This window comes from Pseudomonas shiyinii (assembly GCF_056725765.1).
Genome location: NZ_CM161522.1, coordinates 1,470,179 through 1,488,115 on the forward strand (window position 1 = coordinate 1,470,179; position 17,937 = coordinate 1,488,115).

General features: G+C 66.9%; 7 protein-coding genes. 3 read left to right on the forward strand and 4 right to left on the reverse strand.

Going from position 1 to position 17,937, the window contains the following annotated elements; translation table 11 throughout:
• Positions 1–33 precede the first annotated feature (33 nt).
• Entirely contained in the window at positions 34–318 is a 285-nt protein-coding gene (gene ppnP, locus ACXHGZ_RS06885; protein WP_480463004.1) for a pyrimidine/purine nucleoside phosphorylase, read from the reverse strand.
• Between the two features lie 73 nt (positions 319–391).
• Positions 392–943: a 3'-5' exonuclease gene (locus ACXHGZ_RS06890; RefSeq protein ID WP_084854789.1), complete on the reverse strand. Its 552-nt coding sequence runs from the start codon at positions 941–943 to the stop codon at positions 392–394.
• 165 nt (positions 944–1,108) lie between these two features.
• Here ACXHGZ_RS06890 and ACXHGZ_RS06895 point away from each other — a divergent pair, with 165 nt between their 5' ends.
• The gene (locus ACXHGZ_RS06895) at positions 1,109–1,912 is read left to right on the forward strand and encodes a substrate-binding periplasmic protein (protein ID WP_480463005.1); all 804 of its coding nucleotides are present in this window, start codon (positions 1,109–1,111) and stop codon (positions 1,910–1,912) included.
• A 63-nt stretch (positions 1,913–1,975) separates the two neighbouring features.
• Entirely contained in the window at positions 1,976–2,989 is a 1,014-nt protein-coding gene (locus tag ACXHGZ_RS06900) for a GNAT family N-acetyltransferase (protein ID WP_480463006.1), read from the forward strand.
• A 259-nt stretch (positions 2,990–3,248) separates the two neighbouring features.
• Here ACXHGZ_RS06900 and ACXHGZ_RS06905 read toward each other — a convergent pair whose 3' ends face one another.
• Positions 3,249–3,776 (reverse strand): RNA polymerase factor sigma-70, encoded by a 528-nt coding sequence (locus tag ACXHGZ_RS06905; protein WP_084854786.1) that lies wholly within the window; start codon positions 3,774–3,776, stop codon positions 3,249–3,251.
• Positions 3,777–4,102: 326 nt separating this feature from the next.
• On the opposite strand from ACXHGZ_RS06905, the gene ACXHGZ_RS06910 reads away from it, so the two are divergent.
• On the forward strand, positions 4,103–17,047 hold the full coding sequence (locus tag ACXHGZ_RS06910) for a non-ribosomal peptide synthetase (RefSeq protein WP_480463007.1): 12,945 nt from the start codon (positions 4,103–4,105) through the stop codon (positions 17,045–17,047).
• A 130-nt stretch (positions 17,048–17,177) separates the two neighbouring features.
• Here the strand turns inward: ACXHGZ_RS06910 and dsbG are convergent, their stop codons facing one another.
• Positions 17,178–17,936, reverse strand: coding sequence for a thiol:disulfide interchange protein DsbG (dsbG, locus tag ACXHGZ_RS06915; protein ID WP_084854784.1), 759 nt, complete (start codon positions 17,934–17,936; stop codon positions 17,178–17,180).
• Position 17,937: the final 1 nt, after the last annotated feature.

Below are 17,937 nucleotides of genomic sequence, written 5' to 3' on the forward strand. Positions count from 1 at the left end.
AAGCGCTCGGACCCGCGCTCGCCGCCGAATCGATCAGTCTCGGTACTCGCACAAGTAGGCGGTATCGACTGCCACTTTCAGTTGGAACTTGCTGTCGGCCGGCACGTTGAACTGGCTGCCCGCCTTGAACACTTCCCAGTTGTCGCTGCCTGGCAGCTTGACGGTCAGCGCACCGGAAACCACGTGCATGATCTCGCGTTTGGCGGTGCCGAACTCGTACTCGCCCGGCGCCATGACGCCCACGGTCGCCGGGCCTTCCTCGCCTGCGAAGCCGATCGACTTGACGGTGCCATCGAAGTATTCATTGACCTGGAACATGGAGCGACTCCTGAAAGAGGGATGAAAAAGGGTCGGCCAGTATGCCCAAGCCCCCACACGCCGTCATCTGAATTCATGTGCCCGTGGCCGGCAGGCTCAAGGGCAGCAGCCGGGCGGTGTTGCGGGCATCTTCCAGGGCGCGGTGCTGCTGGCCGGTGAACTGCAGCCCGGCCAGTTGCAGGGCGCTGTTGAGCCCCAGCGGGCGTTGCAGGTGGCGGGCCTTGGCGAAGCGTTGCTTGAGGTTGATATGGGGCAGGGTCTGCAGCAGGCTCGTGACCTGGTGCTGTTGCCATTCCTGGCTCAGTTGCTGGCGGTCATAGTCGCCCCAGCTGACCCAGGCCTGCAGGCGTTCACGATGGTGGCCCAGCCAGCGTTCGAATTGCGCCCATACGTCAGGAAAGGCCGCCGCGCCATCGACGCTGGCCTGGCTGATGTGGGTCAGGGCGCGGCAGAAGGGCGTCAGTTGCGGCCGTCGCCGGGGGCGCACGAAACGCTGGAAGTGATCGACCTCGCGACCTTCCCGGGTCACCAGGCTCGCACCGATTTCAATGATTTCCATCTCCGTGACTGGCCAGCCCCCGTCGTCTGTGGTGGCCTCCAGGTCAATCACCAGCCAATGGCCCATACCAGGGCTCCCTTCAAGACGCAGCATCTGCGTGGTCGCTAGAGCGTAGCTAATGTCCGCGCCGAGGGCATCCCCTGGCATTTTGGCATAAGCTGCTGTTGTGCCTTGGCGGGAAAACGCCTAGGTTAGTTGGATCCCGTTCGAACCGTGACGAGTGTCCCTCCCTTGATTCGCGTACCCGGCCTCAAGGCCCTGTCCTGTTTGTTGATCTCTGCTGCGTTGTCGCAGGCCTCGCTCGCGCAGACGGGCCCGGTGGTGGAGGTGAGGGTTGGCGGCGCGCATTTCCCCCCTTATACCGTGCGCCCCGAACAAGGCACCGAAACCGGCTTGCTGCCGCAGATGCTCAAGGCGCTCAACCAGCTGCAACAGCAGTACCATTTCGTGCTCGTGCCTACGTCCGTGCCGCGCCGCTTCGGCGATTTCCAGCAGGGGCGTACCGACATCGCCATGTTCGAGAACCCCAAGTGGGGCTGGGAGCGCTTTCCCCATCAAAGCGTGGACCTGGGCCTGGAAGATGCCGAGATCTTCGTCGCCCGCCGCCAGACCGGGCGCGACCAGCAGTACTTCGAGAACCTGCAGGGCAAGCGCCTGGCCCTGTTCAACGGCTACCACTATGCATTCGCCAACTTCAATTCCGACCCGTACTACCTGGGCGAAACCTACGATGCGATCCTGACCTACTCCCACGACAGCAACCTGTTGATGGTCGAGCGCGGGCGGGTCGATATCGCCTTGGTCACGCGCTCCTACTTCATTGATTTTTGCGCCCGCCACCCCGACATCGCCGACCAGTTCCTGGCCTCCGAACGAATCGACCAGCGTTATCGCCACTACGCCATCCTGCGTCCCGAGTCGCCCATCGACGCCAAGGCATTTGCCGCGCTGATACGACGTCTGCACGACAACGGCCAGATGCTGCGTATCTTCCAGCCGTATCGCGTCAAGCTGGTGCGCCCGCCCAACGACTAAATTCCCTTGTGCAGGTCACGTCTACCGGATTGAACCCTACCGTCCTTTTCGTGAGCCGTGACCATGCCGTTCGATGCCGCTTCGCTGCCACTTTCCTTGCCCCGCTGGCGCAGCCTCAGTGCCGATGAAGGGGATACCCGCTTGAGCCTTACACTCGAAGGCCGCCCGCTGATCCAGGTGCGCCTGGCCCCTGGCGTTACCCTGGACGTGCACTTGGAGCGACTGTGCCCGGAGCGCCCCGAACAGGCCTTGTGGGCAGCATGCTATTGGCTGCTGTCGCGCGACCCGGCCTGCCAGCGCCTGGCCTGGCACATGCCCCGGGCGTTGCCCCAGGCGCTGGCCAACGGGCTGCTGGTGCCCGGCGAGCGCCCGGGCCTGTACCTGTGCGAGCGCGGGATGTTCTGGCAATTGCCCCAGCCCTGGCTTGGCGATGCTGCGGCCGATCACTACCCCCAGCAGATGATGATCAGCGACGGCAAGCGCCACCCCAGGCGCCCGCCCAAGCCGCGTGGTGAGGTGTACCGGCGTTTCGATGCGCGCCTGGGCGCCTGGGTGTCATTGCGCACCCTGGAGATCGACCACGACCTGGCCCGTTTCAACCGTTGGCAGAACGATCCACGTGTCGCGCAGTTCTGGCAGGAGGCCGGTACCCTTGAGCAGCATCGCGAATACCTGGCGAAACTCGAGGCCGACCCGCACACCCTGACCCTGGTCGGTTGCTTCGATGATGAGCCGTTCGCCTACTTCGAAGCCTACTGGGCCAAGGAAGACCGGATCGCACCGTTCTACCCGGCAGGCGACTACGACCGTGGTGTCCACATGCTGGTCGGTGAGCAGGCGCATCGCGGCCCGCACAAGGTGGCCAGCTGGTTGTCGGCGCTGGTGCACTATCTGTTCCTGGATGACCCGCGTACCCAGCGGGTGGTCGCCGAGCCACGTGCCGACAACGGCAGGATGATCGGCTACCTGCACGGGCAGTGCTTCCATTGCGAGAAGGAGTTCGATTTCCCGCACAAGCGGGCGGCGTTGATGATCCTGGGGCGGGAGCGGTTCTTCGATCGCTGTTCGTTGGCCTGATACGTCAGTCGCTGTGGGAGATCACCCAGCCCTTCGGGCTGCGTTGTCGCGCAGAGAACAAGCGGCCAATGCTGCCCCTGTGGGAGCGGGCTTGTCCCGCGATCAAGGGCGAAGCCCTTGCCAGGCGACGGTGATATCGGGCCCGGCCTAATCGCGGGACAAGCCCGCTCCCACAGGGTGCCGCAAATCAAATGGTCATGCGTTGTTCTATGAGGGCGGGCTTGTCCCGCGATAGGGGCGCGCCGCGCCCCCAGGGGGCTCAGCCCTGGCGGCTGTGCTTGCGGCAATGGATCAGCGCATCGCGGATCATGAAGTTCACCAGCGTCGGCGATACACCCAGCTCCTTGGCAATGTCCTTTTGCGGCACCCCGTGCAGGCGATACATCTCGAAGGCATAGCGGGTGCGCTGGGGCAGCTCGCCCAGGGCCTCGGCGATGTGCTCGAGGGTGGCAAGGTTGATGTGGGTGGCTTCGGGTGAGGCGTTCTGCAGGACGACATTGAGGCCTTCCTCTTCGCTGCCCGAATACTTGAGTTCCATGGCTTGCTTGCGATAGTGGTCGATCGCCAGGTTGCGCACGATCTGGAACAGGTAGCTGAGCTGGGCCTTGAACGAGGATGTGATCTGCGGTGCGGCGCTGAGCCGGAAGAAGGCGTCCTGCACCACGTCTTCGGCCCGCGAGCGGCAGCCGGTGATACGTGCGGCGATCTTGACCAGGATGCTGCGGTTGTCGACGAACGCCTGGAGTAAGGGTGAATCGCACTTACTTGTGGATAGTTGTTCCGCCATGGAAATCACCTTGTCTCGAAGGGAGGAGGGAGCACACCGGAGTGGGACGCTTCCTACGACGTGCGACAAGCTATTCTCAGTGATAATGATTGTCAAATGCGAAATAGAATTAATATCTGCAAGGAAATCGCCTAAGCCCCGGATCGTGAACCGGTTCACTTTCCGCGTTTGCACATCGCGTCCACCGCGGCTTCGGCGCCGCGCGGCTGTCTAATTATTTCCCCTGCCCATCCGTCCCCTGTGTACACCCAGCTGCCGAACGCTGCCCGCCGACCGGCGTGGCACCGCCCCGGCGCGAACCACCCAGACACTGGCAGGAACCCCCCATGACGGACGCCTTCGAACTCCCGCTCTCGCTGGTCCAGGCCCTGGCGCAACGCGCCGCGCAGACCCCGGACCGGATCGCCTTGCGCTTTCTGGCCGACAATCCCGACGAGCAGGCCGTGCTCACCTATCGGGACCTGGACCTGCGCGCCCGCGTCATCGCCGCGGCCTTGCAGGCACGGGCCGGCCTTGGCGACCGGGCGGTGCTGCTGTTCCCCAGTGGCCCGGACTACGTCGCGGCGTTCTTCGGCTGCCTGTATGCCGGCGTCATCGCCGTGCCTGCCTACCCGCCAGAGTCTTCGCGCCAGCATCACCAGGAACGCTTGCTGTCGATCATCGACGATGCCGAGCCACGCCTGCTGCTGACGGTGCGGGCGCTGCGCAGCAGCCTGCAGGGCCTGGCCGGCGGGGCTGCGCCAGGCCTGCTGGCGGTGGATGAGTTGGACCTGGCCCTGGCTAGCCAATGGCGCGAGCCGGCATTGACCGGCGAAGACATCGCGTTCCTGCAGTACACCTCAGGTTCCACCGCGCAGCCCAAGGGCGTGGAAGTCAGCCACGGCAACCTGGTGGCCAACGAACAACTGATTCGCCACGGCTTCGGGATCGACTTGAACCCAGACGATGTCATCGTCAGCTGGTTACCGCTGTACCACGACATGGGCCTGATCGGTGGGCTTTTGCAACCCATCTTCAGCGGCGTGCCCTGCGTGCTGATGTCGCCGGGCTATTTCCTCGCCCGGCCGTTGCGGTGGTTGCAGGCGATCAGCGAATACGGCGGCACCATCAGCGGTGGCCCGGACTTCGCCTACCGCTTGTGCAGCGAGCGGGTCAGCGAGGCGGCCCTGGCCGGCCTGGACCTGAGCCGCTGGCGCGTGGCGTATTCGGGCTCCGAGCCGATCCGCCAGGACAGCCTGGACACCTTCGCCGACAGGTTCCGCCCCTGCGGTTTCGACCCGGCCAGCTTCTTCGCCAGCTACGGTCTGGCCGAGGCGACCCTGTTCGTCAGTGGCAGCCGGCGTGGCCAGGGGATCGCCGCCCTGGCGCTGGATGCCGAGGCGCTCGCCGCCAACCGCGCCGAGCCGGGGCAGGGTAGTGTGCTGATGAGCTGCGGCTACCCACAGCCCGGGCATGCCGTGCGTATCGTCGACCCGCTCCGCCTGCAGGCGCTGGGCGACAACCAGGTCGGAGAGATCTGGGCCGCCGGCCCGAGCATTGCCCTGGGCTACTGGCGCAACCCCGAGGCCAGTGCCCGGACGTTCGTCGAGCAGGATGGCCAGCGCTGGCTGCGCACCGGTGACCTGGGCTTCCTGCGTGCAGGCGAGGTGTTCGTCACCGGGCGCCTGAAGGATATGTTGATCGTGCGCGGGCAGAACCTCTACCCGCAAGACCTGGAAAAGACCCTGGAGCGTGAAGTCGAAGGTTTGCGCAAAGGGCGCGTGGCGGTGTTCGCGGTCGACGACCAGGGCGAGGAGGGCATCGGCGTGGCGGTGGAGGTCAGCCGCAATGTGCAGAAGGCGATCAAGCCCCAGGACCTGATCCGCACCCTGCGCCAGGTGGTTGCCGATGCCTGCCGCCAGGCCCCGACGGTGGTGTTGCTGCTCAACCCCGGTGCCTTGCCCAAGACCTCCAGCGGCAAGCTGCAACGCTCGGCGTGCCGCCTGCGCATGGCCGACGGCAGCCTGGACTGCTACGCGCGTTTCCCCGGCACCGAGGCGCAGACCGCACCGGCAGCAAGCGGTGACGACCTGCAGCGGCGCATCGCCGCGATCTGGCGCGAGCGGCTCGATGTCGAATCGGTGGCACCGGACGACCACTTCCTGCTGCTGGGCGGTAACTCCATCGCCGCCACCCAAGTGACGGCGCGTCTGGCCGATGAGCTGGATATCGACCTGGGCGTGCGCACCCTGTTCGAGGCGCCGACGCTGGCCGCCTACAGCGATGCGGTGGCTGCCGTGCTGGCCAAGGGCGGCCCTGGCAGGCAAGCGATCACCGCCCTGGACCCTGCCCAGGCCCATCCGCAAACCCTGGCGCAGAACCGCCTGTGGCTGCTCTGGCAGCTGGAGCCGCAGTCCGCCGCCTACAACATCCCCGCCGGTTTGCACCTGTGCGGCGAGCTGGACGAGGCGGCATTGCAGGCCAGCTTCCAGGCATTGGTGGCGCGACACGAATCGTTGCGCACGCGTTTTTGCGAAGTGGATGGCCAGGGCCTGCAGCAGGTCATGCCTGAGGCCGTCTTCGACCTGCAGCGCATCGATCTGCAGGGGCTCGATGCCGAACAGGTGGCGACCCGTCGCGAGGTCGAGGCCCGCCAACCCTTCGATCTCACCCAGGGGCCGCTGCTGCGGGTCACCCTGGCGCGGCTGGGCGATGACGATCATCAATTGTGGGTAACGCTGCACCACATCGTGGCCGATGGCTGGTCGCTGAATATCCTGCTCGACGAATTCGCCAGGCTGTATGCCGCCCATTGCCAAGGTGCGCATGCGGAGCTGCCACCGTTGTCCCTGGGCCATGCCGACTATGGCCAGTGGCAACGCCAATGGCTGGCGGGCGGTGAGGCTGCCCGGCAGTTGACCTATTGGACCGCGCAACTGGGCGACGAATCGAAGGTGCTGGACCTGTGCCCCGACCACCCACGCTCCGCGCAGCGCGAGCCCCGGGCGGCTCGTTTGAATGTCAAGGTGCCGGCCAGCCTGACGGCAGCCCTGGGCAACCTGGCACAGGAACAGCACGCCAGCCTGTTCATGGTGTTGCTGGCGGCCTGGCAAGGCTTGCTGCACCGCTACACAGGCCAAGGCGATATCCGTGTGGGCGTGCCCAACGCCAACCGCCTGCGCCTGGAAACCCAAGGCATGGTCGGCTTCTTCATCAACACCCAGGTGCTGCGCGCCCAGGTCCATGGCCGCCTGCCATTCGACCAGTTGCTGGCCCAGGTGCGCGATGCCACGTTGCAAGCCCAGGCCAACCAGGACCTGCCGTTCGAGCAACTGCTCGAGGCATTGCCCGACGCCCGCGAGCAGGGCTTGTTCCAGGTCATGTTCAACCACCAGCAGCGGGACCTCTCGGCCCTGCGCCGCTTGCCGGGCCTGCTCGCCGAAGAGCTGCCCTGGCATAGCCGCGAAGCGAAGTTCGACCTGCAATTGCACAGCGAGCAGGACCACCAAGGGCGGCTGCGCCTGGCCTTCGACTACGCCGCCGACCTGTTCGAAGCAACCACCATCGAGCGCCTGGCCGGGCAGTTGCTGGCCTTGTTGGAGCAGGTCTGCGCCAACCCGCAGCTGGCCTTGGGCCAGATTTCATTGCTCGACGAGGCCGATCGTGCTCAGTTGCTGGCCTGGGGACAGGCGCCGGCACCGAAGGCGCACCGCCTGCTGGTGGAGCAGCTCAACGACCAGGCACGCCTGACACCGAACCGCACCGCCCTGGCGTGGGACGGCGGCAGCCTCGACTATGCCACGCTGCACCAGCAGGCCAATCGCCTGGCCCATTACCTGCGCGACAAGGGCGTTGGCCCTGATACCTGCGTGGCCATCGCCCTGGAGCGTTCGCCACAGCTGATGGTCGGCCTGCTGGCCATCCTCAAGGCCGGCGGTGCCTACGTACCGCTGGACACCGATTACCCGGCCGAGCGCCTGGCCTACATGCTGGCCGACAGCAAGGCCGGCCTGCTGCTCAGCCACAGCGACCTGCTCCCGCGCCTGCCTCGGGTGGCTGGGGTCGGCACCCTCGCCCTGGACCAGCTGCACCTGGACAGCTGGCCGAGCCACACCCCAGGCCTGCACCTGGACGGCGACAACCTGGCCTATGTGATCTACACCTCCGGCTCCACCGGCCAACCCAAGGGCGTGGGCACTACCCATGCGGCCCTGGCCGAGCGCCTGCAATGGATGCAGGGCACCTACGCCCTGGATGACAGCGACGTCCTGCTGCAAAAGGCGCCGATCAGTTTCGACGTGTCGGTGTGGGAGTGCTTCTGGCCGCTGGCCCAGGGGTGCACGCTGGTGCTGGCGGGCCCCGGAGAGCATCGCGACCCCCGGCGTATCGCCGAGCTGGTGCAGGCCCATGGCGTGACCACACTGCATTTCGTACCGCCGCTGTTGCAAGTGTTCATCCAGGAGCCGCTGGTGCGTGGCTGCACCAGCCTGCGCCGGGTGTTCTCCGGCGGCGAGGCACTCTCGGCCAACCTGCGCGACCGCGTACTGCAAGTGCTGCCGCAGGTGCAGTTGCATAACCGCTACGGCCCGACCGAGACCGCGATCAACGTCACCCACTGGCATTGCCGAGCGCAGGATGGTTTGCGTTCACCCATCGGCCGCCCATTGGCCAATGTGCTGTGCCAGGTGTTGGACGCTGAGCTGGAATTGACCGCCCCCGGCGTGCCAGGTGAGCTGTGCCTGGGCGGAGCGGGCCTGGCCCGCGGTTACCTGGGCCGCCCAGGGCTTACCGCCGAGCGCTTCGTGCCCCGACCGGACGGTAACGGCGAGCGCCTCTACCGCAGTGGCGACCGTGCCCGCTGGCAGGTGCAGCTCGGCGCCCTGGAGTATCTCGGGCGCCTCGATCAGCAAGTGAAGGTCCGTGGTTTCCGGGTCGAGCCCGAGGAAGTCCAGGCCTGCCTGCTGGCCCACCCAGGGGTCGACCAGGCAGTGGTGCTGATCCACCAGGATGATGCCGGCGCACAACTGGTGGGCTACTACAGCGGTGTCGAACAGTCCGAGGCGCTGCTCGCCGCGCTGACGGCGCGCCTGCCGGCCTACATGGTGCCGGCGCAACTGGTGCACCTGGCCCGGATGCCCCTGGGGCCGAGCGGCAAGGTCGATCGCAAGGCGTTGCCGGCACCGGTCTGGCAGCAGCGTGCCCATGTCGAGCCGCAGGGCGCCTTGCAACAACAGGTGGCGGCGATCTGGCGTGAGGTGCTGAAGTTGCCGCGGGTAGGTATGCAGGATGACTTCTTCGCCTTGGGCGGTCACTCGCTGCTGGCCACCCAGATCGTTTCGCGCACGCGTCAGGCGTTGGATATCGAACTGCCGCTCAAGGCCTTGTTCGAGGCCCGCGAGCTGGGCGCGTTCTGCGCCGAGATCGCACGCATCCAGGCGGCCGGCGGGCACAACCGGCAAGGGGCCATCGCCCGGGTCGACCGTCGCCAGGCGGTGCCGCTGTCGTACTCGCAGCAGCGCATGTGGTTCCTCTGGCAGATGGCGCCGGACAGCCCGGCGTATAACGTCGGCGGCATGGTGCGGCTGCGCGGCGTGCTGCATGTGGATGCGTTCGAGCGCGCCTTGCAGGCGTTGATCGTGCGCCATGAAACCCTGCGTACCACCTTCCCCAGTATCGATGGCGTGCCTTGCCAGTGCGTGGCCGAGGACCGCCCGTTGTCAGTGCACTGGCATGATTTCTCGATGCTGGCCGCCGAGGTTCGCCAGCAGCGCCTGCGACAGCTGGCCGACGAGCAGGCACACCAGCCGTTCGACCTGGAGCGCGGCCCGCTGTTGCGCGCCTGCCTGGTCAAGGCCGACGAGCGCGAGCACTACTTCGTGCTGACCCTGCACCACATCGTCACCGAAGGCTGGGCCATGGACATCTTCGCCCGCGAGCTGGGCGAGTTGTACGAAGCGTTCGTCGACGAGCGCGAATCGCCGCTGGCGCCGTTGCCGGTGCAGTACCTGGACTACAGCGTGTGGCAGCGCCAATGGCTGGAAAGCGGGGAAGGGGAACGCCAGCTGGCCTATTGGAAAGGCCGCCTGGGTGACGACCACCCGGTGCTGGCGCTGCCCTCGGACCGACCGCGCCCCGCCGTGCAGAGCCACCGCGGCGCGCTCTACCGCTTCGACCTGGACCCTGCTTTGGTCGCACGCGTGCACGCCTTCAACAGTGCGCGTGGCCTGACCCTGTTCATGACCATGACGGCGACCCTGGCCGCTGTGCTGCACCGCTACAGCGGCCAGCACGACCTGCGCATCGGCGCGCCGGTGGCCAACCGTATCCGCCCGGAAAGCGAAGGCCTGATCGGTGCCTTCCTCAACACCCAGGTGCTGCGCTGTGAGCTGGACGGGCAGATGACCGCCGCCGAATTGCTCGAGCAGGTGCGACGCACAGTGATCGAAGGCCAGTCGCATCAGGACCTGCCTTTCGAGCAACTGGTCGACGCGTTGCAGCCGCCACGCAGCAGCGCCTACAACCCGCTGTTCCAGGTCATGTGCAACGTGCAGCGCTGGGCATTCCAGCAACGTCGAACGTTGTCGGGCATGACCGTGGATTACCTGGTCAATGATGCCAGCGCCACCAAGTTCGACCTCTACCTGGAGGTCACCGACCTGGATGGGCGTCTCGGCTGCTGCCTGACCTACAGCTGCGACCTGTTCGACGAACCGCGCATCGCTCGCATGGCCGAGCACTGGCAACAGCTATTGGTCGGCCTGCTGGACGACCCGAGCCTGCGCCTGTGCGAGCTGCCGATGCTGGGTCGCGCCGAGCAGCAGGTGCTGGTCAGCCAGCTCCAGGGCGAGCAGGCATTCGAGCCCGGCCAGACCCTCCACGGGTTGTTCGCCGCCCAGGCCGTGCGCACCCCGCAGGCCTGGGCGCTGACTTTCGCCGGCGAGCACCTGAGCTATGCCGAGCTGGACCAGCAGGCCAATCGCCTGGCCCGTGCCCTGCGCGAGCGCGGTGTCGGCCCGCAGGTGCGCGTAGGCCTTGCACTGGAGCGCTCGCTGGAAATGGTCGTGGGCCTGCTGGCGATCCTCAAGGCTGGTGGGGCCTATGTGCCGCTGGACCCCGAGTACCCGCTCGACCGCCTGCGCTACATGATCGAGGACAGCCGCATCGGCCTGCTGCTCGGCCAGCGTGCGCTGCTCGACGCCCTGGGCGCGTTGCCGCCCGGTGTGACGCAATGGTGCCTGGAGGACGATAGCGCATCGTTGGCCGGCTACAGCGATGCGCCGCTGGACAACCTCAACCTGCCGCAACACCAGGCGTACCTGATCTACACCTCCGGCTCCACCGGCAAACCCAAGGGCGTGGTGGTCAGCCATGGCGAGATCGCCATGCACTGCCAGGCGGTGATCGCGACGTTCGGCATGCGCAGCGACGACTGCGAGCTGCATTTCTATTCGATCAATTTCGATGCCGCCACCGAGCGCCTGCTGGCGCCATTGCTCTGCGGTGCCCGGGTGGTGCTGCGTGGCCAGGGCCAGTGGGCCGCCGAGGACATCTGCCAGTTGGTGCGCGAGCAGCAGGTGAGCATCCTGGGCTTCACGCCCAGCTATGGCAGCCAGCTGGCCCAGCACCTGGCCGGGCAGGGCGAGCGCCTGCCGGTGCGCCTGGTGATCACCGGCGGGGAGGCGTTGACCGGCGAGCATCTGCAGCGCATCCGCCAGGCATTCGCGCCCCAGCAGTTCTTCAACGCCTACGGGCCGACCGAGACCGTGGTCATGCCACTGGCTTGCCTGGCGCCCGAGCAGTTGCCCGCGGACGCCGGCAGCGTACCCATCGGCCGAGTGGTCGGTGCGCGCACGGCGTTCATCCTCGATGAGAACCTGGCCGTGCTGCCCCAGGGTGGCATCGGTGAGCTGTATGTCGGTGGCGTCGGCTTGGCCCAGGGCTATCATGACCGGCCGGGGCTGTCGGCCGAGCGCTTCATTGCCGACCCGTTCAGCCGCGAGGGCGGGCGTTTGTACCGCACGGGCGACCTGGTGCGCCTGCGCACCGATGGCCTGGTGGAATATATCGGGCGGGCCGACCAACAGGTGAAGATCCGCGGCTTCCGCATCGAGCTGGGCGAGATCGAGAGCCGCCTGCAGGAACATGCCGATGTGGCCGAGGCGGTGGTGCTGGCGCTGGACCTGCCGGGTGGCAAGCAACTGGTGGGCTACCTCGTCTGCCCACAGGCCGACGCCGACCAGGATGCCCAGGCCAGCCTGCGCGAGGCGGTCAAGGCCCATGCCCGGCAGCACCTGCCGGACTACATGGTGCCCACGCACCTGGTGCTGCTGGGCAGCCTGCCGCTGATGGGCAACGGCAAGCTCGACCGCCGAGCCTTGCCCATGCCGGACCTTGCCCTGGCGCGTCAGCAGTACCAGGCCCCGGCCAACGCGTTGGAGCAGCAATTGGCGCAGGTCTGGGGCGAGGTGCTCAACCTTGCCCGCGTCGGCGTGCACGACAACTTCTTCGAGCTGGGCGGCGATTCGATCCTGTCGATCCAGGTGGTCAGCCGTGCCCGACAGCTGGGCCTGCATTTCACCCCTCGGGACCTGTTCCAGCACCAGACCATCCAGACCCTGGCCGCGGTGGTCAGCCGCAGCGAGCGCGCCAACCAGGTCGAGCAGGGCCCGCGCCAGGGGCGCAGTGCCTTGACGCCGATCCAGCACTGGTTCTTCGACAGTGACGTCACCCGGCCCCAACATTGGAACCAGGCGGTGTTGCTGGACATCCGCCAGCGGTTGCAGGCCGAGGCACTGGAACGCGCCCTGGGGGCCTTGCTGGTACACCACGACAGCCTGCGCCTGCGCTTCACCCAGGCCGATGGCCGGTGGCAGGCCGAGTATGCCCAGCCGGCCACGCATCAGTTGCTGTGGCTCGCCACCGTGGCTGATCTGGACGACTGCCAGGCCCTGTACACCGATGTGCAACGCAGCCTCGACCTGGTCGAGGGGCCGCTGCTGCGTGCCTTGCTGGTCAGCGACGGGCAGGGCGCCCAGCGCCTGCTGCTGGTGATCCATCACCTGGTGGTGGATGGCGTGTCCTGGCGCGTGCTGCTCGAAGACTTGCAGGCGCTCTACCGAGGCCAAGCCCTGGCCGCCAAGACCCACACCCTGGGCGACTGGGCCGCACGCCTGGCCGGCTATGCCAGCAGCGACTCGCTGCGCGATGAGCTCGGCTGGTGGCAAGGCCAGCTGGGCACCGCCCGCCGTGAGTTGCCGTGCGACCACCCGCAGGGCGGCAATCTGTATCGCCATGCACGTACCCTGACCATCAACCTGGACGTGGCGCAGACCCGCCAACTGCTGCAGCAGGCACCTGCGGCGTACCACACCCAGGTCAACGACCTGTTGCTTACCGCCCTGGCGCGTACCTTGTGCCGCTGGAGCGGTGACAGCGAGGTGTTGGTGCAACTGGAGGGCCATGGCCGTGACGGGCTGTTCGAGGATATGGACCTGACCCGCAGCGTCGGCTGGTTCACCAATGCCTACCCACTGTGCCTGAAACCCCAGGCCGGCGACGACGACCCGGCCCTTGCCGGCTCCATCAAGGCCATCAAGGAGCAGCTGCGCCAGGTGCCGCACAAGGGGCTGGGGCATGGCGTGCTGCGCTACCTGGCCGACGATGCCGGGCGAGAGGCCATGGCCGCGTTGCCCCAGGCGCGGGTCACGTTCAACTACCTGGGCCAGTTCGACCAGCAATTCGACGACGCGGCGCTGTTCCAGCCGCTGGATGCACCGGCCGGCCAGGCCCACGACTTGGATGCGTCGTTGCCCAACTGGCTCGGCATCGATGGCCAGGTGTATGGCGGTGCGCTGCAATTGCGCTGGACCTTCAGCGCTGAACGCTACGAAGAGGCGACCATCGCCGCGCTGGCCGACGCCTATCGTCAGGAATTGCTGGCCCTGGTCAGCCACTGCCTGGCCGATGGCAACGGCAGCTTCACGCCGTCGGACTTCCCGCTGGCGCAACTGACCCAGGCCCAGATCGATGCCTTGCCGGTACCGGCGGCCCGGATCGAAGACGTCTACCCGCTGACGCCGATGCAGGAAGGCCTGCTACTGCATACGCTGCTGGAACCGGGCACCGGCATCTACTACATGCAGGACCGCTACCGCATCGACAGCGCCCTGGACCCCGAGCGCTTCGCCCAGGCCTGGCAGGCCGTGGTGGCGCGCCACGAGGCCCTGCGCGCGTCGTTCAGCTGGAATGCGGGCGAATCGATGCTGCAGATCATCCACAAGCCGGGCCATACGCCGGTCGACTACCAGGACTGGCGCGGCCTGGATGCGCCGGCACAGGAGGCGCGCCTGCAGGCCTTGCACAAGCAGGAGCGCGAGGCCGGCTTCGACCTGCTGCGTGAGGCGCCTTTCCACCTGCGCCTGGTGCGGGTCGCCGATGCGCGCTACTGGTTCATGATGAGCAACCACCACATCCTCATCGATGCCTGGTGCCGCTCGTTGCTGATGAACGATTTCTTCGAGATCTACCAGGCCCTGGGTGAAGGCCGCCAGGCCCAGTTGCCGGTGCCGCCGCGCTACCGCGACTACATCGGCTGGCTGCAGCGCCAGGACCTGGACGAGGCGCGCCAGTGGTGGCAGCGCAACCTGGCCGGCTTCGAGCGTGCCACGGCCCTCCCCAGCGACCGGCCGCTGCGCCATGACCACGCCGGCGACGGCATGGTCGTCGGTGACTGCCATACCCGCCTGGACGTCCGCGATGGGGTGCGGCTGCGCGAGCTGGCCCAGGCCCATCAACTGACCGTCAATACCTTCGCCCAGGCGGCCTGGGCCCTGGTGCTGGCCAGCTACAGCGGCGAGCGCGACGTGGTCTTCGGCGTCACCGTGGCCGGACGCCCGGTGAGCCTGCCACAGATGCAGCGCACGGTCGGGCTGTTCATCAACAGCGTCGCCTTGCGTGTGCAACTGCCCGAACCAGGCCAACGGCAAAGCGTGCGCCAGTGGTTGCAAGGCCTGCTGGCGTGCAACATGGAGCTGCGTGAGCATGAATACCTGCCGCTGGTGGCGATCCAGGACTGCAGCGAGCTGCCCAAGGGCCAGCCACTGTTCGACAGCCTGTTCGTGTTCGAGAACGCACCGGTGGAAACGGCGGTGCTGGACCATGCCCAGCACCTCAATGCCAGCTCCGATTCGGGCCGCACCCACACCAATTTCCCGTTGACCGCGGTGTGCTACCCCGGCGACGACCTGGGCCTGCACCTGTCGTTCGACCAACGCTATTTCGATTTCCCGACCGTCGAGCGTCTGCTGGCCGATTTCAAGCGCCTGCTGCTGGCACTGGTGGACGGGTTCGACGGCGAGATGGCCGAGCTGGCGCTGCTAGGCCAGCAGCAACAGCGCTTCCTGCTGGAGGACTGCAACCGTACCGAGCAGGCCTATCCGCTGGCGCAGAGCTACGTGGCGCTGTTCGAGGCACAGGTCGCGGCGCACCCGCAGCGCACGGTCGCCCGCTGCCTGGATGCCAGCTACGACTATGCCGGGCTGAACCTCGCCGCCAACCGCCTGGGCCATGCCCTGGTGGCCGCCGGCGTGGGCATCGACCAGCCGGTGGCGCTGCTGGCCGAGCGGGGCCTGGCGCTGTTGGGCATGATCGTCGGCAGCTTCAAGGCAGGCGCCGGCTACCTGCCGCTGGACCCAGGCCTGCCCTCGGCGCGCCTACAACGCATCGTCGAGCTCAGCCGCACGCCGGTACTGGTGTGCTCGGCGGCCTGTGCCGAGCAGGCCCGGCAACTGCTGGACGAGGTCGGCGGTGCGGTACGCCCGAAGCTGCTGGTCTGGGAGCAGGTGCAAGCCAGCCAGGTCGCCAGCCACAACCCGGGCATCCACAGCGCGCCGGACAACCTGGCCTACGTGATCTATACCTCCGGCTCTACCGGCCTGCCCAAAGGCGTGATGGTCGAACAGCGCGGCATGCTCAACAACCAGCTGAGCAAGGTGCCGTACCTCACGCTCGACGCGCGGGACGTGATCGCCCAGACCGCCTCCCAGAGCTTCGACATCTCGGTCTGGCAGTTCCTCGCCGCGCCGCTGTTCGGTGCCCGGGTGGAGATCGTGCCCAACAGCATCGCCCAGGACCCGCAAGGGCTGCTGGCACACGTGCAGGCCACCGGCATCACGGTGCTGGAGAGCGTGCCGTCGCTGATCCAGGGCATGTTGGCCGACGAACAGCGAGACCTGGGCGACCTGCGCTGGATGCTGCCGACCGGCGAAGCCATGCCACCCGAGCTGGCGGCGCAGTGGCTGCAGCGCTATCCGGGCATCGGCCTGGTCAATGCCTACGGCCCGGCGGAATGCTCGGACGATGTGGCGTTCTTCCAGGTCGATGCGGCGTCCACCCAGGGCAGCTACCTGCCGATCGGCATGCCGACCGACAACAACCGCCTGTACCTGCTCGACGAGGCGCAGAGTCTGGTGCCGGTGGGGGCAGTGGGTGAGCTGTGCGTCGCCGGGACGGGTGTCGGTCGCGGGTATGTGGGCGACCCGGTGCGCACCGCGCTGGCGTTCGTGCCCCATCCCTACGGCGAGCCGGGCGAGCGGCTGTATCGCACCGGTGACCTGGCCAGGCGCCGCGCCGACGGTGTGCTCGAATACGTGGGCCGTATCGACCACCAGGTGAAGATCCGCGGTTATCGGATCGAGCTGGGCGAGATCGAGGCGCGCCTGCATGAGCAGGTTGAGGTCCGCGATGCGGCGGTAGGCGTGCAGGAGGGCATCAACGGCAAACACCTGGTGGGTTATTTGGTGGCGCACCCGCATGTCTCGGCCGACGCTGCGCTGCTGGAACAGCTCAAGCGACGCCTGCGCGTGGAGCTTCCAGAATACATGGTGCCGCTGCATTGGGCCTGGCTCGACAGCCTGCCGCACAACGCCAACGGCAAGCTCGACCGCAAGGCCCTGCCAGCCATCGACATCGGCAGCCAGCACAGCCAGGCCTACCTGGCGCCGCGCGACGCGCTGGAGCAAACCCTGGCCGGGATCTGGGCCGACGTGCTCAAGGCCGAACGGGTTGGGGTGCGCGACAACTTCTTCGAGTTGGGCGGGCATTCATTGCTGGCCACCCAGATTGCGTCGCGGGTGCAGAAGCAGTTGCAGTTGAACGTGCCGCTGCGGGCGATGTTCGAGTGCAGTACGGTGGAAGCATTGGCCGACTACGTGCGTGGGCTGGAAGCACGCGTGCTGGACGATGACAAGGTTGACCGGCTCAGTGACCTGATGGCGGAGCTGGAGGGGTTGTAAGTGCCTTGTCCACCCTTGTAGGAGCGGGCTTGTCCCGCGATTGGGCGGCCCTGCCATTGCGGCTGCATGGCAAGGGCTTTGCCCTTGATCGCGGGACAAGCCCACAAGGGGGCAGCGTTGAAGCGGATGGTCAGCGCTTGCCCAGGATCTGCCCCAGCATCTCCGGCCGTGGCGCCCCTTGCTGGCTCTGCAGGCGGCCTTGCTCATCCTGGTAGAAGATCGCCGGCGTTGCCGCCAGGCCCATCTCTTCCATCAGCGCCAGGTTGCCCTCCAACTGCTTGCGCACTGCCTCGGGGATGTTCTCCAGCGGCTTGAGGGTGCTGGCCTTGCCGGCCTTCTCATGTTGCTGCAGCGCCTTGGCCGGGTCCTTGGCGGCCAGCAGCGCCGCCGACTTGCCAGGGCTGTCTTCGCGGATGATGCCGACCATGATGTGGCGCAGCTGCACCTTGCCCGACTCGACCCAAGGCCGCGCCTGCTGCCAGAACATGTTGCAGTACGGGCAGTTGGGGTCGCTGAACAGGTACACCGTGCGGGGCGCGTCGGCCTTGCCATCGGCGATCCAGGCGGTCTTTTCCATCTTTGCCCAGATGGCCTTGCTCATTGGGGCGTATACCAGTTTTTCCAGCGGTTCGGCGCTCAGGTCCTTGCCCTGTTCGTCGAACAGGCTGCCGACCAGCACATGCTTGCCGTCGGGGGTCAGGTACAGGGCGATGCCGTTGTTCTGGTAGGCGGCGGCATAGCCCTTGAGGCCATTGGGCGCATCGAAGCTGCCCTTGATCTCGGCGCCCTTGGCTTGCAGTTGCTGGATCGCCTTGGGCAGTGCCTCGGCGTGCAACGCGGGGGCAGTGAGCAGGCCAAGGGCCAGGGGCAGGAGGGCATTCAATCGCATG

Bases quoted from the DNA above. Each gene is read 5' to 3' on its own strand.
- ACXHGZ_RS06900 (WP_480463006.1), top strand. From the start codon at position 1,976: ATGCCGTTCGATGCCGCTTCGCTGCCACTTTCCTTGCCCCGCTGGCGC.
- dsbG (WP_084854784.1), bottom strand. From the start codon at position 17,936: ATGCGATTGAATGCCCTCCTGCCCCTGGCCCTTGGCCTGCTCACTGCC.
- ACXHGZ_RS06910 (WP_480463007.1), top strand. From the start codon at position 4,103: ATGACGGACGCCTTCGAACTCCCGCTCTCGCTGGTCCAGGCCCTGGCG.
- ACXHGZ_RS06890 (WP_084854789.1), bottom strand. From the start codon at position 943: ATGGGCCATTGGCTGGTGATTGACCTGGAGGCCACCACAGACGACGGG.
- ACXHGZ_RS06905 (WP_084854786.1), bottom strand. From the start codon at position 3,776: ATGGCGGAACAACTATCCACAAGTAAGTGCGATTCACCCTTACTCCAG.
- ppnP (WP_480463004.1), bottom strand. From the start codon at position 318: ATGTTCCAGGTCAATGAATACTTCGATGGCACCGTCAAGTCGATCGGC.